Origin of the sequence: Jiella endophytica (genome assembly GCF_004519335.1) — a bacterium.
Classification (GTDB): Bacteria; Pseudomonadota; Alphaproteobacteria; order Rhizobiales; family Rhizobiaceae; genus Jiella; species Jiella endophytica.
This window is the reverse complement of record NZ_SOZD01000001.1, coordinates 1-14505: the sequence shown is the minus strand read 5'-3', so window position 1 is coordinate 14505 and position 14505 is coordinate 1. Positions and strand designations below refer to the sequence as shown.

The following is a 14505-nucleotide window of genomic DNA, read 5'->3' as shown; positions in this document are numbered from 1 at the left end:
TCACGAGGAAAGCCCCCTCGCCCGCGCCGCCGACGAGACGAAGCCGTCGATGGCGGCGAAGAAGTTCGGCTCCTCGAGAAGGAAAGCGTCGTGGCCGCGGTCGGTCTCGATCTCGACGAAGGAGACGGAGGCGGCGGCGGCGTTGAGGGCGTGCACGACGGCGCGGTTCTCCTCGGTCGGAAACAGCCAGTCGGAGGAGAATGAGACAAGGCAGAAGCGTGTTTGGGCGTTCTGGAAGGCTTTCGCCAGCGAGCCGCCATAGTCCGCGGCGATGTCGAAATAGTCCATCGCCCGCGTCATGTAGAGATAGGAGTTGGCGTCGAACCGGTCGACGAAGGTCATGCCCTGGTGGCGCAGATAGCTCTCGATCTGGAAGTCGGCGTCGAAGCCGAAGCCGAAGGCCTCGCGATCCTGCAGATTGCGGCCGAACTTGCGCTGCAGCGCCATTTCCGAGAGATAGGTGACATGCGCCGTCATCCTGGCGACGGCAAGGCCCTTCACCGGCCGCTTGCCATGGGCGAAATAGCGCCCGCCCTGCCAGTCGGGATCGGCCATCACCGCCTGGCGGCCGACCTCGTGGAAGGCGATGTTCTGGGCCGAGTGGCGCGCACCGGTGGCGATCGGCAGCGCCGCGAAGACCTTGTCCGGATAGCTGACGGTCCACTGCAGCACCTGCATGCCGCCCATCGACCCGCCGATCACCGCGAACAGCGTGTCGATGCCGAGCCGCTCGACCAGCATCGCCTGCGCCCGCACCATGTCGCGGATGGTGATCACCGGCAGGGAAAGGCCATAGGGCTCGCCCGTCTCCGGATTGATCGAGGCCGGCCCGGTCGAGCCGAGGCAGCCACCGATGACGTTGGAACAGATGACGAAATACTTGTCGGTGTCGATCGGCTTGCCGGGGCCGATGATCGACGACCACCAGCCGGGCCTGCCGGTCACCGGCGAGCGGCTGGCGGCGTAGTGATCGCCGGTCAGCGCGTGGCAGACGAGAATGGCGTTGGTGCGCTCGGCGTTGAGTTCGCCATAGGTGTTGTAGGCGATCTGCAGCGGCGACAGGTCGATGCCGGCGTCGAGATGCAGCGGCTCGTCCTTGCCGAACACCGCCACCGGGCTCGAAGGATCCAGCGCCTCGCGGTTGCCGGCGTCGCTTGTCGCGGCGGCCCGCACGGTGTCGGCATTGATCGGCGCGGTCACGGTGGTGGTTTCGCCCCTCATCTCGATCCGTCCTCGCGAAGCGGGACGACGGTGCGGGAAAGGCTGGCCTCGGCGTTTCGGCCGGAACCTTCAAGGCCCCGGCCGCCGAAGCGTTGGGGTCAGCCCTTCAGGACCTCTTCGATGCTCCCCGTCACATCGTCGATCGGCGCCATGCCGTCGATGGAGCGGAGCGTCCGCTTGCAATAGTAGTAGCCGACCAGCGGCGAGGTTTCCTTGTAGTAGGTCCGCAGCCGCGAGCGCATGGTCTCGGCGTTGTCGTCCGGGCGACGCTTGAACTCCGTGGAGCCGCAGGTGTCGCAGACGCCTTCCGCCTTCGGCAGCTTGTCCTCGTCGTGATAGACCGTGCCGCAATTGGCGCAGGAGAACCGCCCCGAGACCCGTTTCACCAGGATGTCGTCGTCGACCTTCAGCTCGATGACGTGGTCGAGATGCTGCCCGCGCTTTTCGAGCAGCGCCTCGAGCGCATCGGCCTGTTTCAGCGTGCGCGGATAGCCGTCGAGGATGAAGCCTTCCGAGCAGTCCTCCTCGGCGATCCGGTCGGCGACGATGGCGTTGACCACTTCGTCCGGCACGAGATTGCCGGCATCCATGATGGCCTTCGCCTTCAGGCCGACTTCGGTTTCGGCAGCAACGGCCGCCCGCAGCATGTCTCCCGTCGAAAGCTGCGGGATGTCGTGTCGCGTCACCAGACGCTGCGCCTGCGTACCCTTCCCCGCACCTGGCGGACCCAGCAATATCAGCTTCATCTTGCTCCGCGTCTCCCCCCTCTGAGCTTCGCCTTCTTGACGAGGCCTTCGTACTGATGGGCCAGCAGGTGACCCTGGATCTGCGCCACGGTGTCCATCGTCACGGAAACGACGATGAGCAGCGAGGTTCCACCGAGATAGAACGGGACGCCCGCAGCCGAAATCAGAAACTCGGGCAAAAGACAGATCAAGACAAGATAAATCGCGCCGATGACCGTGATGCGGGTGAGGACATAATCGATATATTCCGCCGTCCGTTCACCCGGCCGGATGCCCGGAATGAAGCCGCCATGCTTCTTCAGATTGTCGGCCGTATCGGTCGGGTTGAAGACCACCGCGGTGTAGAAGAAGGCGAAGAACGCGATCAGGCCCGCATAGAACAGCATATAGAGCGGCTGGCCGTGGCCAAGCGACGCGACGATCGCCGTCGCCCAGTCCGGCAGCTGCGAGGTGTCGGCGAAATTCGCCACCGTCACCGGCAGGAGCAGAAGCGAGGAGGCGAAGATCGGCGGGATGACGCCGGCGGTGTTGAGCTTCAACGGCAGGTGCGAGGTGTCGCCCTGGAACATCCGGTTGCCGACCTGTCGCTTCGGATACTGGATCAGGAGTCGCCGCTGGGCGCGCTCGACGAAGACGATGAAGGCGATGCAGGCCACAGCGACGACGATGACGAGCAGGATGACCGCCGTCGACAGCGCGCCGGTGCGGCCGAGTTCCAGAAGGTTGGCGACGGCCGCCGGCAGATGCGCGACGATGCCGGCGAAGATGATCAGCGAGATGCCGTTGCCGATGCCGCGCGAGGTGATCTGCTCGCCGAGCCACATCAGGAACATGGTGCCACCGACGAGGGTGATCACCGCCGAGACGCGGAAAAACCAGCCCGGATCGACGACGATGCCCGCCTGCGTCTCGAGGCCGGCAGCGATGCCGTAGGCCTGGAAGGTCGCAAGCAGCACCGTGCCGTAGCGGGTGTACTGGTTGATGACCTTGCGGCCCTGCTCGCCTTCCTTCTTGAGGTTTTCGAGCGAGGGAACGACCGACGTCATCAGCTGGATGATGATCGAGGCGGAGATGTAGGGCATGATTCCGAGGGCGAAGATCGCCATGCGGCCAACGGCGCCGCCGGAAAACATGTTGAACAGGCCGAGAATGCCGGTCGACTGCTGCTGGAACGCGCGGGCGAGCGCGGCCGGGTCGATGCCGGGCATCGGAATGTAGGTGCCGAGGCGGTAGACGAGGAGAGCGCCGAGGGTGAACCAGATGCGCTTCTTCAGGTCCTCGGCCTTGGAAAAGGCCGAAAAGTTCAGGTTCGCGGCAAGTTGTTCCGCAGCCGATGCCATGACGAGGAGCTCCCCGGGTTGTCCCGCATTCGGCCGAGAAGCGCATCAGGCGCCCGACCGGACTCGGGCTTGAGACGGACCCTTTGCCGAGACCCGTCAGATAGTCGGGAGAGCTTTGCCACGCAAGCGCCCAATTCCTCCCTGACGGGAACGGCGCGTTCAGCGGGGGCCCTGCCCTGTTTTGCGGCGGCCATGGGTTGGCCACCGCCGTCTCGGAGCGGCAGGCGTTCAGGGCCGATCACCGGCCCGCTCCGATCATGTCGAAGGCGTGATCAACGGGAGGGCCGAACCGGCCCTATCCGTTCACGACGTCCCGAAGCCTCAAGCCTCGGCGGTCTCTTCCGACTTCCGGACGACCGTGGCGGTCACCGAACCGCCAGCCTTCTCGACCTTCTCGACCGCTGACTTTGAAGCGCCGGCGACAGTGAGGGTGAGCTTGGCGGTCAACTCGCCATCGCCGAGGAGGCGAACGCCGTCCTTCGGGCGACGGACAACGCCGGCAGCGACCAACGCGGCCACGTCGACCGGCGCCGAGGCGTCCAGCTTGCCGGCGTCGATCGCCTGCTGCAGGCGCCCAACCGAGACGGTGTTGAACTTCTTGGCGAAGATGTTGACGAAGCCGCGCTTCGGCAGGCGCCGGTAGAGCGGCATCTGACCGCCCTCGAAGGCGTTGACGGCAACGCCCGACCGGGACTTCTGGCCCTTGACGCCGCGCCCGCCGGTCTTGCCCTTGCCCGAACCGATGCCGCGGCCCACCCGCTTGCGCGAGTGGGTGGCGCCGTCCAGATCGGAAAGCTCGTTGAGTTTCATGTCTTTTCTCCTTGGCCGCGCCGGGAGCCGCTAAGGGCCCCACGCGGGCGACCTGGCAAAAGGGTTGAGCGGTCCGCGTCAGGCGCTTGACCGCGACGGCGAAAGCTCAGGCCTCGTCGACGACGCGAACGAGGTGCTGGACCTTGGCGATCATGCCGCGCACCGCGGGAGTGTCCTCCAGGGTGCGGCGACGATTCATCTTGTTGAGGCCGAGGCCGACCAGCGTCTGACGCTGATCCCTCGGACGGCGGATCGGGCTGCCGATCTGCTCGACGGTCACCGTCTTGCCGGCGGGAGTGTTCTTGGCCATGCTCAGGCTCCTTCAAACGATGGCACGAAGGCCGGCCAGATCATTCCGCCGCGGCGGCTTCATCGGCGCCGGCGGATGCCGCGCCGTGGGTGTGCTGGCGACGGGCCTGCAGCGTCGAATACTTGATGCCGCGACGGGCAGCCACGTCCTTCGGATGGGTGGCGTTCTTCAGCCCGTCGAAGGTGGCGCGAACCATGTTGTAGGGGTTCGACGAGCCGAGCGACTTGGCGACGACGTCATGCATGCCGACCGCCTCGAAGACGGCGCGCATCGGGCCGCCGGCGATGATGCCGGTACCGGCCTCGGCGGTGCGCAGGATGACCTTGCCGGCGCCGTGGCGGCCGGAGACGTCGTGGTGCAGCGTGCGGCCGTCGCGCAGCGGCACGAAGATCAGGTCGCGCTTGGCAGCTTCCGTCGCCTTGCGGATCGCCTCGGGCACTTCGCGGGCCTTGCCGTGGCCGAAGCCGACGCGGCCCTTGAGGTCGCCGACGACGACGAGAGCGGCGAAGCCGAAGCGGCGGCCGCCCTTCACGACTTTCGCGACGCGGTTGATGTGGACGAGCTTGTCGACGAAACCGTCGTCGTGATCGTCACGGCGATCATTGCGATCGTTACGAGGCGCCATATCCTAGTCCTTGTTCTTTTCCGGAGGCGTCCATGGGAACGGCCGTATCGTGGCGGCCGGGCGAAACGGCGGCGCTCTCACGCCGTCGGAATGTCGTCCTGCCCGATCAGAAGTTCAGGCCGGCCTCGCGGGCCGAATCGGCCAAGGCCTTGACCCGGCCGTGATAGATGAAGGCGCCGCGATCGAAAACCACGTCGGTGACGCCGGCTTCCTTGGCACGTTCGGCGACGAGCTTGCCGACGGCGGTGGCCGCGGCCACATCGGCGCCGGTCTTCAGATCCTTGCGCAGGGTCGGCTCGAGCGTCGAGGCGGAGGCCAGCGTGCGGCCCGCCTCGTCGTCGATGACCTGGGCGTAGATGTTCTTCGACGAGCGGTGCACCGACAGACGCGGGCGGCCGTTCGCGACCTTCTTGAGCGAGCGGCGGATCCGCGAAGCACGGCGCCGCAGCGATTCCTTAGGAGTAGCCATGACGGGACCTTACTTCTTCTTGCCTTCCTTGCGGACGATCTTCTCGGCCGCGTACTTCACGCCCTTGCCCTTGTAGGGCTCGGGTCCGCGATACTCGCGGATCTCCGCGGCGACCTGGCCGACGCGCTGCTTGTCGATGCCGGTCACGACGATCTCGGTCGGCTTCGGCACGGCGATCGAGATGCCCTCGGGCGTCTGGTAGACGACCTCGTGGGAAAAGCCGAGCGACAGCTGCAGGTTCTTGCCCTGCATGGCGGCACGATAGCCGACGCCGTTGATCTCGAGCTTCTTCTCGAAACCGGTCTTCACGCCGGCGAAGATGTTCTCGATCATCGTGCGGGACATGCCCCACTTGGAGCGGGCAACCTTCGACTGATCGCGCGGGTCGACCTTGACCGCCCCGTCTTCCATCTTCACCAGCACTTCGTCATTGACGACGAAGGCAAGCTCGCCCTTCGGGCCCTTGGCCTTGACGGTCTGGCCGTCCACCGAGGCGGTGACGCCATCGGGAATGGCCACCGGCTTCTTTCCAATACGGGACATCTTCGAAACCCTGTCCGTTTCGTGCACGGCTGCCATCTGCCCTTTGAGAGGCGACATACCATGCGTTGCTCAAAATGCCGACGGGCGACCGGCGAACCTTCAGGGTTCGCGAGCGCCCGTCCTATGGCACGATTTTCGCCGCGTCAGAAGACCCGGCAGAGAATCTCGCCGCCGACGTTCTGTTCGCGCGCGGCGTGATCGGCCATCACGCCCTTCGGCGTCGACAGAACCGAAATGCCGAGGCCGTTGGCGACCTGCGGGATCGTCCTCGCCGAAACGTAGACGCGGCGGCCGGGCTTGGAGACGCGGCCGATCTCGCGGATCACCGGCTGGCCCTCGTGGTACTTCAGCTCGATCTCGAATTCGGACTTGCCGTTTTCGAATTCGGTCTGGGTGTAGCCGCGGATGTATCCCTCGTCCTTGAGGACGTCGAGAACACGGCCGCGCAGCTTCGAGGCCGGGGTCGAGACCGAGGACTTGTTGCGCAGGACCGCGTTGCGGATGCGCGTCAGCATGTCGCCAAGCGGATCAGACAAAGACATGACGAAGCCTCCTTACCAGCTCGACTTGACGATGCCGGGGATCTGGCCGTTGTTGCCGAGTTCCCGGAGTGCGATACGGCTCATCTTGAGCTTGCGATAATAGGCGCGCGGCCGACCGGTCACTTCGCAGCGATTGCGGATGCGGACCTTCGAACCGTTGCGCGGCAGCTCGGCGAGCTGCAACTGCGCCTTGAAACGCTCCTCCATGGAAGCGTCGGCATTCTTGGTGATCGCCTTCAGAGCAGCCCGCTTGGCGGCGAATTTCGCCACCATCTTCTGGCGGTGCTTGTTCTGTTCGATCATGCCCTTCTTGGCCATTTTGTCGTCCTTTGCTCGTCTGCCGTTACTAGCGTCAGTTGGCTCGGAAGGGGAAGTTGAACGCCTTGAGAAGGGCGCGCGCTTCCTCGTCCGACTTGGCCGTCGTACAAACGATGATGTCCATGCCCCACATCTGATCAACCTTGTCGTAGTTGATCTCGGGGAACACGATGTGCTCCTTGATGCCCATGGCGAAGTTGCCACGGCCGTCAAAGCTCTTGGGGTTGAGGCCCCGGAAGTCTCGCACGCGTGGCAGAGCGATCTGGATCAGCCGATCCAGGAACTCGTACATCTTCTCGCGGCGCAGCGTCACCTTGCAGCCGATCGGCATGCCCTCGCGGACCTTGAAACCGGCGATCGACTTGCCGGCGCGGGTGATCACCGGCTTCTGACCGGCGATCCTGGCGAGGTCCTCGGCGGCGACCGAAGGCTTCTTGGAGTCGCCGGTGGCTTCACCGACGCCCATGTTGATGACGATCTTGTCGAGGCGCGGAACCTGCATGCCGTTCTCGTAGGAGAACTGGTCCTGCAGGGCCTTGCGGATGTCCTCGCGATAGACGCGCTTGAGGCGAGGCTCGTAGGTGGCGGCTTCAGCCATTGATCTCTTCCCCCGAACGCTTGGCGACGCGCACCTTGGTGCCGTCCTCGAGAGTCTTGAAGCCGATCCGGGTCGCCTTGCCGTCCTTCGGGTCGGCGACCGCCAGGTTCGACAGGTGAATCGGTGCTTCCTTGGTGATGATGCCGGCTTCCTGCGAAGCGGTCTGGCGCTGATGGCGCTTGACCATGTTGACGCCGCGCACCAAAGCGCGATCGTCCTTCGGCATCATCTTGATGACTTCACCCGACCGGCCCTTGTCCTTGCCGGCGAGCACGACGACGGTGTCGCCTTTGCGGATCTTCTGCATCGTCCGCTCTCCTCTTAAAGAACTTCGGGGGCGAGCGACACGATCTTCATGTGGTTCTTGCCGCGAAGCTCGCGGGGAACCGGGCCGAAGATACGCGTGCCGATCGGCTCTTTCTTGTTGTCGATGAGAACCGCAGCGTTCTTGTCGAAGCGGATCACCGAACCGTCGGCGCGGCGGATGTCCTTGGCGGTACGAACCACCACGGCCTTCATCACGTCGCCCTTCTTCACACGGCCGCGCGGGATCGCCTCCTTGACGGACACGACGATGACGTCGCCGACCGAGGCGTATTTCCGCTTCGAGCCGCCCAGCACCTTGATGCACATGACACGACGGGCGCCAGAATTGTCGGCGACGTCGAGGTTTGTTTGCATCTGAATCATGTCAGACCGCCTTCAAAAGCTTGCCGCCGGACGCGTCCCATGTCTGGGCGGGCCGGCGCATTCGTTCAACTTGCTGCTTGCGTCGTCGACGCGCTGGAAACGACGATCCAGCTCTTGTCCTTCGAGATCGGCCGCGACTCCTCGATCGAGACGATGTCGCCGACCTTGTGCGCGTTGCTCTCGTCGTGCGCCTTGTACTTCTTCGACCGGCGCACGGTCTTCTTCAGGAGCGGATGGGCGAAACGGCGTTCCACCAGCACCACCACCGTCTTGTCGTTCTTGTCGGAGACCACCGTCCCCTGCAGGATGCGTTTCGGCATATTCTGGTCCTTTAGGCCTTGGCGGTGTCCGCCTTGGCGCGTGCGATCGTCTTGATCCGGGCGATGTCGCGACGGACCTGGCGCACGCGCGCAGTGTTCTCGAGTTGACCCGTGGCCCGCTGGAAACGCAGGTTGAACTGCTCTTTCTTCAGCTTGGCGAGCTCGTCGGTGAGTTCGTCCTGGGTCATCGATCTGACGTCGGAAGCTTTCACGTCAAACTCTCCTTATTCCGCGATGCGCTGAATGAAGCGCGTGCGCACCGGAAGCTTGGCGGCACCGAGCCGCAGCGCCTCACGGGCGATATCCTCGGGCACGCCGTCGATCTCGAACATCACGCGGCCGGGGTGAACCCGGGCCGCCCAATAGTCGACCGAGCCCTTGCCCTTACCCATGCGGACTTCCGTCGGCTTCGACGTCACCGGAAGATCCGGGAAGATCCGGATCCACACCCGGCCCTGACGCTTCATCTGACGGGTGATCGCGCGGCGGGCCGCCTCGATCTGGCGGGCGGTGACCCGCTCCGGCTCCACGGCCTTCAGGCCATAGGCGCCGAAATTGAGAGCCGTTCCACCCTTGGCGGTACCGTGAATGCGTCCCTTGAACGCTTTCCGGTACTTCGTACGCTTTGGCTGCAGCATCCATCCAACTCCGAATTCTTATGGGCGCTCAGGCGTGCTCGCGGCGACGGCCGCCACTGCCCTGGCTGTCACCCTCGACCTGACGGCGCTCGGCGGCCATCGGGTCGTGCTCGAGGATCTCGCCCTTGAAGATCCAGACCTTGACGCCGCAGATGCCGTAGGCGGTCTTCGCCTCGGCAGTCCCGTAGTCGATGTCGGCGCGCAGCGTGTGCAGCGGCACCCGGCCCTCGCGGTACCATTCGGTACGGGCGATCTCGGCGCCGCCGAGACGGCCGCCGCAATTGATGCGGATGCCCTCGGCGCCGAGGCGCATCGCCGACTGGACGGCCCGCTTCATCGCCCGGCGGAAGGCCACGCGGCGCTCCAGCTGCTGGGCGATCGACTGGGCGACCAGCGTCGCGTCGATCTCGGGCTTGCGCACCTCGACGATGTTGATGTGCGTCTCGGCCTTGGTCATCGAGGAAAGCTTCTTGCGGAGCTTCTCGATGTCGGCGCCCTTCTTGCCGATGACGATGCCCGGACGCGCCGAGTGGATCGTGATGCGGCACTTCTTGTGCGGACGCTCGATGACGATCTTGGAGACCGCCGCCTGCTTCAGCTCGTCCATCAGATAGCGACGGATCTCCAGGTCCTCGTGGAGGAGCTGGCCGTACTCACCCTTGTTCGCGAACCAGCGCGAATCCCAGGTGCGGTTGATGCCGAGCCGAAGACCGGTCGGATTGATTTTCTGACCCATCTTATGCGGCCTCCTCGATTTCCTCGACCTCGCGCACGACGATCGTCAGATGCGCGAAGGGCTTCTCGACACGGCTCGCGCGGCCGCGGCCGCGGGCGTGGAAGCGCTTCATGGTGATCGACTTGCCGACATAGGCCTCGGCGACGACGAGGGCGTCGACGTCGAGGTCGTGGTTGTTCTCGGCGTTCGCGATGGCGCTTTCCAGCGTCTTCTTGACCGTCTCGGCGATCCGCTTGCGCGAGAAGGTCAGATCGGCGAGAGCCCGGTCGACCTTCTTGCCGCGGATCAGCTGAGCCACGAGATTGAGTTTCTGCGGGCTGACGCGGATCGAGCGGGCAACCGCCTTCGCCTCGTTATCCGCAAGCCGACGCTCGGCTTTCGCCTTGCCCATGGTTTACTTCCTCTTCGCCTTCTTGTCGGCGCCGTGGCCGTAATAGGTGCGGGTCGGTGCGAACTCGCCGAACTTGTGTCCGATCATGTCCTCGTTGACCGAGACCGGAATGTGCTTGGAGCCGTTGTAGACGCCGAAGGTCAGACCGACGAACTGCGGCAGGATGGTCGACCGCCGGGTCCAGATCTTGATGACGTCGTTGCGACCGCTCGAACGGGCCTTGTCGGCCTTCTTGAGAAGAAAGCCATCGACGAACGGGCCCTTCCAGACAGAACGTGCCATTGAAAGTTTCCCTTACTTCTTGCGCTGATGGCGCGAGCGCATGATGAACTTGTCGGTCGACTTGTTCTGGCGCGTGCGCTTGCCCTTGGTCGGCTTGCCCCACGGGGTGACCGGATGGCGGCCGCCCGAGGTGCGGCCTTCACCACCGCCGTGCGGATGGTCGACCGGGTTCATCGCGACGCCGCGAACATGCGGCCGCTTGCCGAGCCAGCGCGTCCGGCCGGCCTTGCCGAGATTGATGTTGCCGTGATCGGGGTTCGACACGGCACCGACCGTCGCGAAACACGACGACGGCACGAGACGCTGCTCGCCCGAGTTGAGGCGCAGGATCGCCATGCCCTGGTCGCGGCCGACGAGCTGTGCGTAGGCCCCGGCGGAGCGTGCGATCTGGCCACCCTTCTCCGGCTTCATCTCCACATTGTGGATGATGGTGCCGACCGGGATCGCCGAAAGCGGCATCGCGTTGCCCGGCTTCACGTCGACGCCCGACAGGCCGGCGATCACCGTGTCGCCGGCGGCGAGACGCTGCGGCGCCAGGATGTAGGCGAGCTCGCCGTCCTCATAGCGGATCAGCGCGATGAAGGCGGTGCGGTTCGGATCGTATTCGAGCCGCTCCACCGTGCCCGCGACATCCAGCTTGCGACGCTTGAAGTCGACGACGCGATAGGTCCGCTTGTGGCCGCCGCCCTGATAGCGGGCGGTAACGCGGCCGGTGTTGTTGCGCCCGCCCTTCTGGGACAGACCCTCGGTCAGGTGCTTGACCGGCTTGCCCTTGTGCAGGCCCGAACGGTCGACGATGACCAGCTGGCGCTGGCTCGGCGTGTTCGGCTTGAAATTCTTCAGTGCCATCTGCCTATTCCTCCGGTCCCGCTCAGAGTCCGGTCGAGACGTCGATCGACTGGCCCTCGGCCAGGGTCACGACGGCTTTCTTCTGGTCGCTCTGACGGCCGATCCGGCCCTTGAAGCGCTTGACCTTGCCCTTGCGGACGAGGGTGTTCACGGCGGTGACCTTGACGCCGAAGAGGCTCTCGACCGCCGCCTTGATCTGCGGCTTGGTCGCCGTGCCCGGCACGTTGAAGACCACCTGGTTCGCTTCCGAAAGAAGCGTCGACTTCTCGGTGATCACCGGCGAGGTGATCACGTCGTAATGGCGCAGATCGATCATTTGAACCGCTCCTCGAGAGCCTCGACTGCGGCCTTCGACAGGACCAGCGTCTGCCGGCGCAGGATGTCGTAAACATTGATGCCCTGCACCGGCAGGACGTCGATGTGCGGAATGTTGCGGGCCGAGCGCGAGAAGTTCTCGTCGAGCTCAGAGCCGCCGATGATCAGCGCATTGGCAAGACCGAGATCGGCAAAACGCTTCACCGTCGCCTTGGTCTTGGCGTCGGCCGCCTTCAGCTCGTCGACGACGACGATGCCGCCGGACTTCGCCTTGGCCGACAAGGCATGCTTCAGCGCCAGCGCCCGGAACTTCTTCGGAAGCTCGTGCGAGTGGTCACGCGAGACCGGGCCATGGGCCTTGCCGCCGCCGCGGAACTGCGGCGCGCGCGCCGAGCCGTGACGGGCCCGGCCGGTGCCCTTCTGCCGGTACAGCTTGGCGCCGGTGCGGGCGATCTCGGCGCGGCCGAGCGACTGGTGCGTGCCCTGCTGACGCTTGGCGAGCTGCCAGCGAACCATCCGCTGCAGGATGTCCTCGCGCGGGTCGAGACCGAAGATCTCGTCCGCCAGCGTCACCTTGCCGGCATCCTTGCCGTCGAGGCTCTTGATCGTGATGTCCATTACTCAGCCCCCTCGGCTTCGCTCGCTTCGGCCGGAGCCGCATCGTTCGCAGCCTGGCGCAGCGCAGCCGGCTTCGGCGCGTTGTCCGGCAGCGAAGCCTTCACCGCGTCGCGGACCTCGATCCAGCCGCCCTTCGAACCCGGCACGGCGCCGCGAACGAGGATCAGGCCCTTCTCGGGGTCGGTGCGAACGATCTCGAGGTTCTGGGTGGTCACCCGAACCTGGCCCATGTGGCCGGCCATCTTCTTGTTCTTGAAGACCTTGCCGGGATCCTGGCGCTGACCGGTCGAACCGTGCGAACGGTGCGACACGGACACGCCGTGGGTGGCCCGCAGGCCGCCGAAATTGTGCCGCTTCATCGCACCGGCAAAGCCCTTGCCGATCGAGGTCCCGGTCACGTCGACGATCTGGCCGGGGACGAAATGATCGGCGGTGATCTCGGCACCGATGTCGATCATGTTGTCTTCCGAGACGCGGAACTCGACGAGCTTGCGCTTGGGCTCGACGGAGGCCTGGGCGAACACGCCGCGCATGGCCTTCGACGTATTCTTCACCTTGGCGAGACCGGCGCCGAGCTGAACGGCGGTGTAGCCGTTCTTCTCGCGGGTCCGCTGGGCGACGACCTGAAGGTTTTCGACCTTCAGGACGGTGACCGGAACATGCTCGCCGGCGTCGTTGTAGACGCGGGTCATGCCGACCTTCTGTGCAATCACACCTGAACGCATGGGGCGTTATCCTTCCCGTGCTCTGATCAGAGCTTGATCTCGACGTCGACGCCGGCGGCGAGGTCGAGCTTCATCAGCGCATCGACCGTCTGCGGCGTCGGATCGACAATGTCGAGAAGCCGCTTGTGGGTGCGCATTTCGAACTGCTCGCGCGACTTCTTGTCGATGTGCGGCGAGCGGTTGACGGTGAACTTCTCGATGCGCGTCGGCAGCGGGATCGGTCCGCGCACATTCGCGCCCGTGCGCTTGGCCGTCGAGACGATCTCGCGCGTCGAAGCGTCGAGGACCCGGTGGTCGAACGCCTTCAGACGGATGCGGATATTCTGGCCGTTCATGTTCTATTGTCCTCTGTCGGAAGCGACCGGCAAGCCAGCCCTTTTCCGAGCGCTTGTCATTCTTCTCATCAGCCAAATCGAGCGCGGGAAGCTTCTCCCGCCCGCCCCTTCAAGGAAGGGACGAAACGGCCGGCGCTTGCGGCCCGCAAGGGGCCCCGGCGCGCCGGCCGAAGACGCGTTTCCTACTCGACGATCGCGGCGACGATGCCGGCGCCGACGGTGCGGCCACCTTCACGGATCGCGAAGCGCAGGCGCTCTTCCATCGCGATCGGCACGATCAGCGTGACGTCCATCGTCACGTTGTCGCCCGGCATCACCATCTCGGTGCCCTCGGGCAGCGTGCAGACGCCGGTCACGTCCGTCGTGCGGAAGTAGAACTGCGGCCGGTAGTTGGTGAAGAACGGCGTGTGGCGGCCGCCCTCCTCCTTGGTCAGGATGTAGGCCTCGGCCTTGAACTTGGTGTGCGGCTTCACCGAACCCGGCTTGCACAGCACCTGGCCGCGCTCGACGCCGTCGCGGTCGACGCCGCGGATCAGAGCGCCAATGTTGTCGCCGGCCTGGCCCTGGTCGAGCAGCTTGCGGAACATCTCGACGCCGGTCACCGTCGTCTTCTTGGTGTCGCGGATGCCGACGATCTCGACTTCCTCGCCCACCTTGACGATGCCGCGCTCGACGCGGCCGGTCACCACCGTGCCACGGCCGGAGATCGAGAAGACGTCCTCGATCGGCATCAGGAACGGCTGGTCGATCGGACGCTCGGGCGTCGGGATGTAGGCGTCGACTTCCTTCATCAGCGCCCGCACCGCGTCCTCGCCGATCTCCTTGTTGCTATCTTCGAGGGCGGCCAGCGCCGAGCCCTTGATGATCGGGATGTCGTCGCCCGGGAACTCGTAGGACGACAGAAGCTCGCGAACCTCGAGCTCGACCAGCTCGAGCAGTTCCTCGTCGTCGACCTGGTCGACCTTGTTGAGGAACACGACGATCGCCGGAACGCCGACCTGGCGGGCGAGCAGGATGTGCTCTCTCGTCTGCGGCATCGGGCCGTCGGCCGCCGAGCAGACCAGGATCGCGCCGTCCATCTGCG

Annotated in this window: 25 protein-coding genes; all 25 read right to left on the bottom strand. The window is 65.1% G+C overall.

Annotation, left to right across the window (positions count from 1 at the left end):
• Complete coding sequence (gene metX, locus E3C22_RS00125) at positions 1-1221, bottom strand: homoserine O-acetyltransferase MetX (protein WP_134759046.1); 1221 nt, start codon at positions 1219-1221, stop codon at positions 1-3.
• A 98-nt stretch (positions 1222-1319) separates the two neighbouring features.
• A complete protein-coding gene (locus tag E3C22_RS00120; RefSeq protein ID WP_134759044.1) occupies positions 1320-1967 on the bottom strand; it encodes an adenylate kinase in 648 nt (215 codons plus the stop codon).
• Entirely contained in the window at positions 1964-3307 is a 1344-nt protein-coding gene (gene secY, locus E3C22_RS00115) for a preprotein translocase subunit SecY (RefSeq protein WP_134759042.1), read from the bottom strand. The genes E3C22_RS00120 and secY overlap by 4 nt, the downstream gene beginning before the upstream one ends.
• Positions 3308-3628: 321 nt before the next feature.
• Complete coding sequence (gene rplO, locus E3C22_RS00110; protein ID WP_134759040.1) at positions 3629-4117, bottom strand: 50S ribosomal protein L15; 489 nt, start codon at positions 4115-4117, stop codon at positions 3629-3631.
• A 106-nt stretch (positions 4118-4223) separates the two neighbouring features.
• A complete protein-coding gene (gene rpmD, locus E3C22_RS00105; RefSeq protein WP_134759038.1) occupies positions 4224-4427 on the bottom strand; it encodes a 50S ribosomal protein L30 in 204 nt (67 codons plus the stop codon).
• Between the two features lie 40 nt (positions 4428-4467).
• Positions 4468-5052 (bottom strand): 30S ribosomal protein S5, encoded by a 585-nt coding sequence (rpsE, locus tag E3C22_RS00100; RefSeq protein WP_134759036.1) that lies wholly within the window; start codon positions 5050-5052, stop codon positions 4468-4470.
• A gap of 106 nt (positions 5053-5158) precedes the next feature.
• A complete protein-coding gene (gene rplR / locus E3C22_RS00095) occupies positions 5159-5521 on the bottom strand; it encodes a 50S ribosomal protein L18 (RefSeq protein WP_134759034.1) in 363 nt (120 codons plus the stop codon).
• A gap of 9 nt (positions 5522-5530) precedes the next feature.
• Positions 5531-6064: a 50S ribosomal protein L6 gene (gene rplF, locus E3C22_RS00090; protein ID WP_134759032.1), complete on the bottom strand. Its 534-nt coding sequence runs from the start codon at positions 6062-6064 to the stop codon at positions 5531-5533.
• A gap of 143 nt (positions 6065-6207) precedes the next feature.
• Positions 6208-6606, bottom strand: a complete 399-nt coding sequence (rpsH, locus tag E3C22_RS00085; protein ID WP_134759030.1) for a 30S ribosomal protein S8 — start codon at positions 6604-6606, stop codon at positions 6208-6210.
• Positions 6607-6618: 12 nt separating this feature from the next.
• On the bottom strand, positions 6619-6924 hold the full coding sequence (gene rpsN, locus E3C22_RS00080) for a 30S ribosomal protein S14 (RefSeq protein WP_134759028.1): 306 nt from the start codon (positions 6922-6924) through the stop codon (positions 6619-6621).
• A 34-nt stretch (positions 6925-6958) separates the two neighbouring features.
• A complete protein-coding gene (gene rplE, locus E3C22_RS00075) occupies positions 6959-7522 on the bottom strand; it encodes a 50S ribosomal protein L5 (RefSeq protein WP_134759026.1) in 564 nt (187 codons plus the stop codon).
• The gene (gene rplX / locus E3C22_RS00070; RefSeq protein ID WP_134759024.1) at positions 7515-7829 is read right to left on the bottom strand and encodes a 50S ribosomal protein L24; all 315 of its coding nucleotides are present in this window, start codon (positions 7827-7829) and stop codon (positions 7515-7517) included. Before rplX ends, rplE begins: the two co-directional genes overlap by 8 nt.
• 14 nt (positions 7830-7843) lie before the next feature.
• Positions 7844-8212 (bottom strand): 50S ribosomal protein L14, encoded by a 369-nt coding sequence (rplN, locus tag E3C22_RS00065; protein ID WP_134759022.1) that lies wholly within the window; start codon positions 8210-8212, stop codon positions 7844-7846.
• A 65-nt stretch (positions 8213-8277) separates the two neighbouring features.
• Positions 8278-8532: a 30S ribosomal protein S17 gene (rpsQ, locus tag E3C22_RS00060; protein ID WP_134759020.1), complete on the bottom strand. Its 255-nt coding sequence runs from the start codon at positions 8530-8532 to the stop codon at positions 8278-8280.
• Between the two features lie 11 nt (positions 8533-8543).
• Positions 8544-8744: a 50S ribosomal protein L29 gene (gene rpmC, locus E3C22_RS00055; RefSeq protein ID WP_134759018.1), complete on the bottom strand. Its 201-nt coding sequence runs from the start codon at positions 8742-8744 to the stop codon at positions 8544-8546.
• A gap of 12 nt (positions 8745-8756) precedes the next feature.
• Positions 8757-9170 (bottom strand): 50S ribosomal protein L16, encoded by a 414-nt coding sequence (gene rplP, locus E3C22_RS00050; protein ID WP_134759016.1) that lies wholly within the window; start codon positions 9168-9170, stop codon positions 8757-8759.
• A gap of 28 nt (positions 9171-9198) precedes the next feature.
• Positions 9199-9906, bottom strand: a complete 708-nt coding sequence (gene rpsC / locus E3C22_RS00045) for a 30S ribosomal protein S3 (protein WP_134759014.1) — start codon at positions 9904-9906, stop codon at positions 9199-9201.
• A gap of 1 nt (position 9907) precedes the next feature.
• On the bottom strand, positions 9908-10297 hold the full coding sequence (gene rplV, locus E3C22_RS00040) for a 50S ribosomal protein L22 (protein WP_134759012.1): 390 nt from the start codon (positions 10295-10297) through the stop codon (positions 9908-9910).
• A 3-nt stretch (positions 10298-10300) separates the two neighbouring features.
• Entirely contained in the window at positions 10301-10579 is a 279-nt protein-coding gene (gene rpsS, locus E3C22_RS00035) for a 30S ribosomal protein S19 (RefSeq protein WP_134759010.1), read from the bottom strand.
• 12 nt (positions 10580-10591) lie between these two features.
• Positions 10592-11428 carry a 50S ribosomal protein L2 gene (gene rplB / locus E3C22_RS00030; protein WP_134759008.1) on the bottom strand — a complete coding sequence of 279 codons (837 nt, stop codon included), beginning with the start codon at positions 11426-11428 and terminating at the stop codon, positions 10592-10594.
• A gap of 22 nt (positions 11429-11450) precedes the next feature.
• A complete protein-coding gene (locus E3C22_RS00025; RefSeq protein WP_134759006.1) occupies positions 11451-11744 on the bottom strand; it encodes a 50S ribosomal protein L23 in 294 nt (97 codons plus the stop codon).
• Positions 11741-12361: a 50S ribosomal protein L4 gene (rplD, locus tag E3C22_RS00020; RefSeq protein ID WP_134759004.1), complete on the bottom strand. Its 621-nt coding sequence runs from the start codon at positions 12359-12361 to the stop codon at positions 11741-11743. The genes E3C22_RS00025 and rplD overlap by 4 nt, the downstream gene beginning before the upstream one ends.
• Positions 12361-13086 (bottom strand): 50S ribosomal protein L3, encoded by a 726-nt coding sequence (gene rplC / locus E3C22_RS00015; protein WP_134759002.1) that lies wholly within the window; start codon positions 13084-13086, stop codon positions 12361-12363. The genes rplD and rplC overlap by 1 nt, the downstream gene beginning before the upstream one ends.
• A 26-nt stretch (positions 13087-13112) precedes the next feature.
• A complete protein-coding gene (gene rpsJ, locus E3C22_RS00010; protein ID WP_007066362.1) occupies positions 13113-13421 on the bottom strand; it encodes a 30S ribosomal protein S10 in 309 nt (102 codons plus the stop codon).
• Between the two features lie 182 nt (positions 13422-13603).
• Positions 13604-14505: elongation factor Tu (tuf, locus tag E3C22_RS00005; protein ID WP_134759000.1), on the bottom strand; the 902-nt coding region annotated here is incomplete at its 5' end.